We start from the raw sequence: 8,380 nt of genomic DNA, 5'->3' as shown, positions 1-8,380 counted from the left end.
GATCCCGGGCGCGGCCGAACCAAGACGGGCCAGCTGTTCGCTTACGCCCGCGACGATCGCCCCTGGGGCGGGATCGCTCCACCTGGCGTCGCCTATCTCTATGCGCCCGACCGCAAGGCCGAACAGCCACTGCGGCACCTTCAGGGCTTCGTCGGAATCCTGCAAGTCGACGGCTACGCCGGATACCGGGCGTTGGCCGAGCGCAATGCCGTGAGCCTGGCGTTCTGCTGGGCGCATGTCCGTCGACGCTTCTACGAACTGGCCCAGTCCGGACCTGCGCCGATCGCCACGGAGGCGCTCCAGCGCATCGCCGAACTCTACAAGATCGAGAGCGAGATACGGGGACGCTCGCCCGAAGAGCGGCGCACCGCCCGCCAGGAAAGAAGCCGCCCCGTCATCGATACCCTCCAGCCATGGCTGCGCGAGAAGCTCGCCCTGATCAGCCAGAAGAGCAAGCTCGCCGAAGCAATCCGCTACCCGCTCTCGCGCTGGGCCGGACTTGGTCGCTTCCTCGACGACGGCCGCGTCGAGATCGACTCCAACGTCGTCGAACGCTCGATCAGGCCAATCGCCCTCAATCGGAAGAATGCGCTCTTCGCCGGTTCCGACGGCGGTGGCGAGCACTGGGCGACCATCGCCTCGCTCGTAGAAACCGCGAAACTCAACAGTGTCGACCCGTACGCCTACCTCGCCGACGTCATCACCCTCATCGTTGCAGGCCATCCGCAAAGCCAGCTCGACGACCTGCTGCCCTGGGCCTATGCCCCCGCGCCACTCAAGGCCGTGGCCTGAGAACAGCGGTTACTGAGAAGTTGCCTTTGAGGCACGAGCTCGATCGCAACAGGTCCCTGTTGAGACGCGAGATGCGCTTGCCCGTGTCTGGATCCTTAAGGCAACGCAGCCGGTTCCCGACCAGTTTGCCGATATAGAGCTCATTGTTCAGGATACCGACGCCGACGCCGCACCTCGGATACTTTAGTCATGGCGATCGTGCGGGACGAATGACCGGCGAGATAGTCCGCGAAGGTCCTGCGCGTCACCGCCTTTCGCGTCGAATTGCTTGACGACATCTCATCCGAAGCAGAGCCCCGCCACCGGACTTCCTCCTCGACACGGCCGCGCGGGAACAAGTTCGACAAGGCGGGGATCTGGCTCTAGTCGGGCGCGATCTGCTGGCAGATCACGCCGCGGATACGCTGGTGGGTGACCAAGTAATGGCGCGAAGCATGCGCCGGCAGCCGGCGCTGCCGCTTTCGATGGCGCAGGCCTTTCGGCCGACCTTACTCGTTTGGATAAGGCTCGATGGTTCCGTTTTCCAGGACGTAACCCAAAGCAATTTCGCTGGAACCGTCCACGAAGGACAGGTCCTTCTTTTCAGACTGCACTCGCATCGTGCCCGTTATCAGCACGCCCTGAAACAGACTCGTAGGCGCGAATGGAGCGGATGATTTTACATAGATCACCTGGTTCGGCGGCGGCGGCGGTTCGTGTATGCAAGCACCGAAATAGGGAACGAGCAGGAACTCGGTCGCGCCATCCGGATCAAAATCCAGGGGCAGCAGGTAGCCGGCGATGGCGACCTGCTCGCCTTCGAACTTTTTCTCGGTGAGGGTTCCACGCTTCTCGATCTCTGCAACCCAGTCCAGGTATCGTTGGTAGAGCGCGTCAATGTCGACGCCTTGCTTTGCAAATTTCTCCCTGTTGGCGTCGACCTTCTTTTTGGCTTCGTCGATCTGATCGGCCAGCTGCTCGGCACCTCCGAACGACAGGTAACCTTGCAAGTAATTGAAATCTCTCAGCGCTTTCTGCTGCTCCAAAGGAAGGTCTTCGACGAAATTTGTCAGTGGTTCTGTCGGCGGGATCAGCATCTCCCATTTCAGCTGGATGGCGCGCTCGCTGAATGCGGCGTCGCAGCCAGCGCCCAAAACAACCAGAACGAGAGTGATGCAGTGGAACGCCGATCTCAGATTGGCGAAGAAGAATCCGGGAGGCCTCATGTTCGCACCATCATGCCGTTTGCGAGGGACATTCTGTAGGCGCGCCAGGCCGGCAGGAATCCCGCTGCCATTCCGCCGATCAGAATTGCCAATAGTAGCAGTGCATCGGTCGAGGATGGGGGTTGAACGCCGATGTCGATGCCGAATCTTCTGTCAATCAGAGGGCGAGCCACGACCAGGGCGGCATACAGCGCGGCAGTGCCGATCACAATTCCCGCCACGGTCAGCAGCGTCGCTTCCCCGACAAGAAGGCCCGCGACCGTGCCGGGTCGCGCGCCCAGCGAGCGCAATATCGCGATCTCGCGACGTCGCTCATTGAGCGTCGACAGTATCATCGCCGACAAACCGAGCATCGACGTCACCACGACCATGGCGGAGACACCCAGCAATGCGGTCTCGGCTGTGCCGACCAACCCCCACATCTCCTGCAAGGCCACGCCGGGCAGGACGCCTGACAAAGGCTCGGCCCTGTATTCGTTCACCCGGCGCTGAAATCCGATGACCTGCAGGCGCGACTTCAAGCCGATGATGGCCGCGGTTATCGCCCTCGGCGGAAGGGACATCTGTCGCAGACGATCGGCCGGCGTCACTTGTCCCGGGATCCGCGAACCAGATCGCCAGTCGACATGAATGGCCTCGATAGCCTTGAGACTGAGATGGAGAGATTTGTCTACCGGCGTGCCGGTACGCGCCAGAATGCCGGAGACGCGAAATGGAAGATCGTCATGCTGGGGGCCGAGGGAGCCCACGCCGTGCGCGACGATGAGCTTGTCTCCTATGGCATAGCCAAGCTGGCTCGCAACGTCGGAGCCGAGGACGACATCGAAGAGGTCATCAAAGGGTCCTCCCGCGGCAAACGCCAAGGCCTGGCCGCCGCGATACCGGAAGTGCTCGAAGTAATCCGGTGTCGTCCCAATGACAGGAAAGCCGCGGTGACTGTCGCCAAGGGAGAGGGGAATTGCCCAGGCTACTTCCGGGCGCGAAACGATGTCTTCGTAGCTGCGCCAGGTGACATTGTTGGTGGCGTTGCCAATGCGGAACACCGAGTAGAGAAGAAGTTGCATGGCACCCGACCGGGCGCCAATGACCAGATCCGCCCCAGACACCGTGCCGGCAAAGCTGTCTCGCGCGCCGCTGCGCACTTTCTCGACACCGAGCAGGAGCATGACGCTGACGGAGATCGCAAGGATCGTCAGCAACACCGTGATCCAGCGGTTGCGCAGCGACTGCAGGGCAAGGCGCGCGACGATCATGCCCGTGCCCCGCTTTTCGACGTTGTCAGGATGTCGTCGAGCTGGATTACACGCGTGAAATGCTGCGCCAAGCGTCGGTCGTGACTTACCATGATCAGGGTCGCCTGCGTGGCTTCGATCTGGCCGAACAGAAGCTCGAGGAAATCCTGCTGCCGATCCTCGTCGAGAGCAGATGTCGGCTCGTCGGCGACAACAATCTCGGGGGAACCGATGAGCGCCCGCGCCGTCGCGACGCGTTGTTGCTGACCTACGCTCAAAGCGGCCGCCTTTTTCTGCCCGATATCCGCCGGAAGCCCCAAGGCCGACAAGAGGCGCCAGGCTTCGCTCTGCGTGCCGCCCGCGGCCGTAGCGCGGGCACGACGTTCCGGTGCGAAACTGAGCGGCAGCATCACATTGTCGATGACGGCGCCGTAGGGAAGAAGATTGAACATCTGGAAGATGATGCCGAAGTGCTCGGCGCGGAATTGATCGCGTGCGCCGCCGCTCAATCTGTCGAGACGCGTCCCCAGGACCTCGAGGGAGCCGGAATGCGGCGAGACGAGGCCCGTGAGCAGGCCGAGCAGCGTTGATTTTCCGCTGCCGGATGCGCCAAGCAGCAGGAGACGCTCCCCACGGGCAACCTCAAACTGGTCTATCGAGAAGCTAAATTCGTCTCGCGCTGTCCATTTGTACTCGACGCCACGCAAGCGCACGGCGTCTGTCGCTGCCTCCCCGATCATCTCATCGTTCCAGATGACGGTAATCGCTGGTCACATCTGAGGAGGACTGCCCATCGGCATCGATGATCGTCACGGCGAGTGCATGGGCTTCGGCGAAACGATCGAAGAATGGAAAATAGATCGACGTCAGCTGTGCAGCATCCGCGCAGGCGAGAGCATAAGTTGCGCGGAACTCGGCGTGACGGTCATCGAGCTCTTCGGTCTCCGCGGTGTCGTCAGTCTCAGCCTCGGCGTCATGATGCTCGTCGTCTTCGGCGATGACGTTCACCTCCGCTGAGGTCACCGTGCAACCTGCAGTCTCGGGGAACACGAAGAGCTTCAGCGGCTCCCGCAGGTCGGCGAGCGCGGTCTCGACAGCTCTCTTCTGCCTGGCGGTTTCGGCTTCGTGCTCAAAGCCGACAATATCCATGCCGGGGGCTGCGAACTCGATCTGAACACTGTTGGCCTCGACGGCGATCGCCAATGTGGCGCGTCCGTGTACATGCGAACCAAGCTCTCGATGATCTTCTTCCGCGTACCCTGCGGAAATAACAGCAAAAATTCCAGCGGCAAATAACCTCCCGGCGTAGTGGTGCAATCCCATCTCTGCCTCCCAAATCGATATGATCAGTAGCCGCTGTCGACAAGCGTCGGCGCGTGTCGCTAGACTATCCTGGACAATTCTGTGCTGATCAGTTTCGCCGTTTGACGCACCAGCCTTCCGCAAAGCTCGTGGCGGCGCTCGTCGTGCCGGTACACCGGCATACTGACGCTGACCGCTCCGATCGGCTCCCCCGAACGATTGAAGATCGGGCTGCCGATACAGCGGATATCCGGCTCGTTCTCTTCGTCATCGAACGCGAACCCTTGCTCGCGCGTCCGCTTCAATTCATCGAACAGCGCTTCGGGTGTCGTGAACGTCTTGGGGGTATGGCGTCTCAGATCCAGGCTCTTGATGACCTCCAACAGCCTCTGGTCCGGCAGACCAGACAGCCACGCCTTACCCACGGATGTCGAGTGAAGTTCTACCTGGCCGCCGATGCTGGTCTTCATCTGAACCGAGCTGGAGCCTACCAACTTGTCGATGTAGACCATCCGGTTGTTGCTGGGCACCGCAAGGTGCACGGCCTCGTCCGTCTGGTCGCGGAGCGATACCAGAAAATGTCGTGCGATCGTTCGTAAGTCGAAGTCTTCCCAGGTCTTGGCGGCAAGCTGGAGGAGGCGAGGCCCGAGGCGAAACGTTCCGTCCTCTCCCGACTGTGCGACGAGTCCCTCCGCGATGAGGGCCGAAACGAGGCGATAGACCGTCCCTCGCGGAAATGGGGCACGCTTTGTCAGCTGGGCAATGTCCTGCGCTCCGGGGGCATCCGCTATAATCTGCAGCACCGCTATGAACTTCGAGAACGAGGCCGCTCCCTGCACGTGAGTAGGGGCTTTTGCATCAGCTTCGTCCTGGAGGTCACTCGGGCTCATAGCGCATCTCCTTGCAAGCTTGACAACGGAACAGGGTGGGCATACACGTTCATGGGCAAGTTGTCCATATTGTAGTCAACGTTCTTGTTTCGGTGTTGGCCGTGTGATCGAGGAGGATCAACGGAAAGGACCTGTGCCGAATGCGAACGTATCCGGCCGTCGGCACCTTCCACGAGAGGCCGCGGGAATTCTATGGGGAGAGGAAGCAAATGACCAAAAAAGGATACTGGGTTGCAATGGTCGATATTGCAGACCAGGAGGGTTACAAGGACTACATTGCCTTGAACAAGGCAGCCTTCGACAAATACGGCGCGACCTTTGTGGTTCGCGCGGGAAAGAGCCAGGTTATGGAGGGCTTGCCGGCGAACCGCCTGGCAGTCATCGAGTTCAAGGACTACGAAACGGCGCTCGCCTGCTACAACTCTCCCGAATATCAGACGGCGATCAAGGCCCGCGAGAAGCATGCCAAGGCACATCTGGCTGTGGTGGAAGGCGTCTGACACCGCAAGCGTTGCATGAGACCTCTACCAGATCGGTTCGAGGGATCATTGTTTCTACCCTTGCGCGCTGTTCGACTGCATCGGCAGGGCCTGTCTTCATCGGGCGATCAGGTGTCTACGCCCGACCGGCATGTTGAAATCCCCGCTGACGGTTTCCTGATCTCGTCAGGGTGCGGCCAAGGCCGTCGCATGCGCGCACAACCTTCTGGGAGCTGTCATGTCCTCACCGCTGCAATGGCTATTAAAGGCTTTCGACGTCTTCGTCGTTGTCGGCATGGCCGCCATCAGCCTCCTGATCTTTACCAATGTCGTGCTTCGGTACGGCTTCAGCTCAGGCATTCCGTTTGCTGTTGAAGTCTCCCGTGTGATCCTCGTCTGGGTCATCTTCCTGGGGTCCGTGGTGGCCTTGGCCAAGGGCGCGCATCTCGGCGTCGAGTCGTTGGTGGTCCGCTTGCCTCGCAAGGCGCGCTTCGTCTGCTTTCTCGCTTCATATGGCTTGATGCTTTGGTGCTGCTGGCTCCTGGCGCAAGGCAGCTGGTCACTCACGGTGATCGAGTGGGGCAACGTCCAGGCACTGTCGGGAATCCCCGTCGGCGCCATCTACGCCGCCGGGCTTGCCGCCGCCATCCTGATGGCTGTGGTCCTCCTTCTTGATCTGTGGCGCTCGTTGCGCGGCATCCTGCCCGCCCCTTGGTCGGGGATGGAGCATGTTGAGCCGCTGCCTGTCCTGCCCCCCGCGCTTACTTCGGAGAAAGCCCCGTGAGCGGTCTGGTCTTTATCGTTTCGCTCCTTGGTGCGATGGCCATAGGAGTTCCCATTGCCTTCGCCCTGATGCTTTCGGGCGTCGCGATGATGCTGCTGATGGGAAATCTGGATGCGCAGATCCTGGCGCAGCGGCTGGTCAATGGCGCTGACAGCTATCCGCTGATGGCGATCCCGTTCTTCCTCATTGCCGGTGAGCTCATGAACGCCGGCGGGCTTTCGCGTCGGATCGTGAACGTGGCCCTGGCGCTCTTCGGTCACATACGTGGCGGCCTAGGTTACGTGGTCATCGGCACGGGCGTGCTGATGGCCAGCCTCTCCGGATCGGCAATCGCGGATACGGCGACGATTGCCGTCATGCTGATCCCGCTTATGCGCGATGCGGGCTACAACATGGGCCGCGCCTCGGGCTTGATGGCGGCAACGGGCATCATTGCCCCCGTGATCCCGCCCTCTGTCGGGTTCATCATCCTGGGCGTCACCGCAAACATTTCCATCGTCGGCCTGTTCTTTGCCGGAATCGTGCCAGGAATCCTGATGGGGCTGAGCCTGGTGGCGACCTGGTGGATCGTCTCCAGAAAGGAAACATCGGCGGTCCAGCCCAAACTCCCGCGCAGGGACATCCCCAAAGCCATTCTGACCGCCGGTTGGGCGTTGATGCTGCCGATGATTATCCTGGTCGGACTGCGGTTCGGCCTCTTCACCCCCACCGAGGCCGGCGTCGTTGCCGCCGCCTATGCGCTGTTTGTGGGGCTGTTCGTTTATCGGGAGCTGACACCGCGGCTGCTTTATGACGCGCTGCTCGCCGCCGGTCGAATGACGGCGGTGATCATGCTGCTCGTCGCAGCCTCTGTGTTCACCGGCTTCATGATGACGATCGCCAGTCTGCCGGCCCAGCTCGTTAGTCTGCTCAGTCCTTTCATCGATATGCCGATCCTGCTGATGGGGATGATCGTCCTGGCGATCTTTATTATCGGCATGGTGCTCGATTTCGCACCATCGATCACCATTCTGGTGCCCATCCTCATGCCGCTCGTAAAGGCGGCCGGGATCGACCCGGTCTATTTCGGTGTCATGTTCATCATGACCGCCGCGGTCGGCATGATCACGCCCCCTGTCGGAACAGTCCTCAACACGGTGTGCGGAATCAGCAAAGTTCCAATGGAGACGGCCCTGAGAGGCGTGTGGCCTTTCCTTCTGGCCGAAATGGTCCTCATTGTCCTGCTGGTTCTGTTCCCGGCACTGGTGACCGTGCCAGCGTCATGGCTCCATTGAGGCTCGAACCGTGGAGTAGGTGGGCTGAACATCCGGCGACGGGGTCTGCGCCGGTGCCGCACAGGCTCTCTCACCAGGACCGTAGCGGGATCCTGACGCGGGAGAAGTTGCGTCGGCTGGCGTAGGCCAATATCGATGCGCAGCACATATTCGAGTTCTCCGCGTGCCTCAGGCTGGCCGACATCAAGCGCCAGCAGTGCGGTCGCAACGTCTGCCGATCGGCGACCTTTCGCCGATCGGCAATCGGTTCCGATCCGACCAGAATTCCGGGACGTGCACCGGGCTCATCATCCCGATCTGACCACAGATCGTTCGTGACAGCCCGGATGCGCAATATGCGGCTGGGCAGATGCGCGGTCGCAGTTGTGGCGATTGAACCGCCCCAAACGTCCCGCTGTCGCAGCCAGTCAACACGGTCATCG

9 protein-coding genes (1 of these 9 running past the window's edge) are annotated in these 8,380 nt (G+C 61.1%); 4 read left to right on the top strand and 5 right to left on the bottom strand.

Translation table 11 applies throughout. The features are described 5' to 3' along the window. Positions 1–792, top strand: the 3' portion of a protein-coding gene (gene tnpC, locus B9Z03_RS25560; protein ID WP_139832461.1) for an IS66 family transposase. The gene continues 687 nt to the left of window position 1, outside the view; 792 of the gene's 1,479 nt are visible here — the last part of the coding sequence; its start codon lies off the left edge, out of view; it ends in the stop codon at positions 790–792. A gap of 488 nt (positions 793–1,280) precedes the next feature. Here tnpC and B9Z03_RS25550 read toward each other — a convergent pair whose 3' ends face one another. The 5 genes from B9Z03_RS25550 to B9Z03_RS25530 are packed head-to-tail and all read right to left on the bottom strand — an operon-like array spanning position 1,281 to position 5,421. Beyond that, positions 1,281–1,997 (bottom strand): DUF3299 domain-containing protein, encoded by a 717-nt coding sequence (locus B9Z03_RS25550; RefSeq protein WP_085466815.1) that lies wholly within the window; start codon positions 1,995–1,997, stop codon positions 1,281–1,283. Then, the gene (locus tag B9Z03_RS25545; protein WP_210191389.1) at positions 1,994–3,250 is read right to left on the bottom strand and encodes an ABC transporter permease; all 1,257 of its coding nucleotides are present in this window, start codon (positions 3,248–3,250) and stop codon (positions 1,994–1,996) included. Before B9Z03_RS25545 ends, B9Z03_RS25550 begins: the two co-directional genes overlap by 4 nt. Then, positions 3,247–3,969, bottom strand: a complete 723-nt coding sequence (locus B9Z03_RS25540) for an ATP-binding cassette domain-containing protein (RefSeq protein ID WP_085466814.1) — start codon at positions 3,967–3,969, stop codon at positions 3,247–3,249. The genes B9Z03_RS25545 and B9Z03_RS25540 overlap by 4 nt, the downstream gene beginning before the upstream one ends. Position 3,970: 1 nt before the next feature. Beyond that, positions 3,971–4,552: a DUF2796 domain-containing protein gene (locus B9Z03_RS25535; RefSeq protein WP_085466813.1), complete on the bottom strand. Its 582-nt coding sequence runs from the start codon at positions 4,550–4,552 to the stop codon at positions 3,971–3,973. 59 nt (positions 4,553–4,611) lie between these two features. Further along, on the bottom strand, positions 4,612–5,421 hold the full coding sequence (locus B9Z03_RS25530; RefSeq protein WP_085466812.1) for an IclR family transcriptional regulator: 810 nt from the start codon (positions 5,419–5,421) through the stop codon (positions 4,612–4,614). 209 nt (positions 5,422–5,630) lie between these two features. On the opposite strand from B9Z03_RS25530, the gene B9Z03_RS25525 reads away from it, so the two are divergent. The 3 genes from B9Z03_RS25525 to B9Z03_RS25515 all read left to right on the top strand — a co-directional run bounded on the left by B9Z03_RS25525 (position 5,631) and on the right by B9Z03_RS25515 (position 7,958). Next, entirely contained in the window at positions 5,631–5,921 is a 291-nt protein-coding gene (locus B9Z03_RS25525) for a DUF1330 domain-containing protein (RefSeq protein WP_085467867.1), read from the top strand. Positions 5,922–6,138: 217 nt separating this feature from the next. Next, on the top strand, positions 6,139–6,684 hold the full coding sequence (locus B9Z03_RS25520; protein WP_085466811.1) for a TRAP transporter small permease: 546 nt from the start codon (positions 6,139–6,141) through the stop codon (positions 6,682–6,684). Beyond that, positions 6,681–7,958 carry a TRAP transporter large permease gene (locus B9Z03_RS25515; RefSeq protein ID WP_085466810.1) on the top strand — a complete coding sequence of 426 codons (1,278 nt, stop codon included), beginning with the start codon at positions 6,681–6,683 and terminating at the stop codon, positions 7,956–7,958. Before B9Z03_RS25520 ends, B9Z03_RS25515 begins: the two co-directional genes overlap by 4 nt. Positions 7,959–8,380: the final 422 nt, after the last annotated feature.

Source organism: Mesorhizobium australicum (assembly GCF_900177325.1).
Classification (GTDB): domain Bacteria; phylum Pseudomonadota; class Alphaproteobacteria; order Rhizobiales; family Rhizobiaceae; genus Mesorhizobium_A; species Mesorhizobium_A australicum_A.
Note: the sequence above shows the minus strand (reverse complement) of the source record. Positions and strands in the feature narration are given on the sequence as shown.

Bases quoted from the DNA above. Each gene is read 5' to 3' on its own strand.
- B9Z03_RS25550 (WP_085466815.1), bottom strand. From the start codon at position 1,997: ATGAGGCCTCCCGGATTCTTCTTCGCCAATCTGAGATCGGCGTTCCAC.
- B9Z03_RS25545 (WP_210191389.1), bottom strand. From the start codon at position 3,250: ATGATCGTCGCGCGCCTTGCCCTGCAGTCGCTGCGCAACCGCTGGATC.
- B9Z03_RS25540 (WP_085466814.1), bottom strand. From the start codon at position 3,969: ATGATCGGGGAGGCAGCGACAGACGCCGTGCGCTTGCGTGGCGTCGAG.
- B9Z03_RS25535 (WP_085466813.1), bottom strand. From the start codon at position 4,552: ATGGGATTGCACCACTACGCCGGGAGGTTATTTGCCGCTGGAATTTTT.
- B9Z03_RS25530 (WP_085466812.1), bottom strand. From the start codon at position 5,421: ATGAGCCCGAGTGACCTCCAGGACGAAGCTGATGCAAAAGCCCCTACT.
- B9Z03_RS25525 (WP_085467867.1), top strand. From the start codon at position 5,631: ATGACCAAAAAAGGATACTGGGTTGCAATGGTCGATATTGCAGACCAG.
- B9Z03_RS25520 (WP_085466811.1), top strand. From the start codon at position 6,139: ATGTCCTCACCGCTGCAATGGCTATTAAAGGCTTTCGACGTCTTCGTC.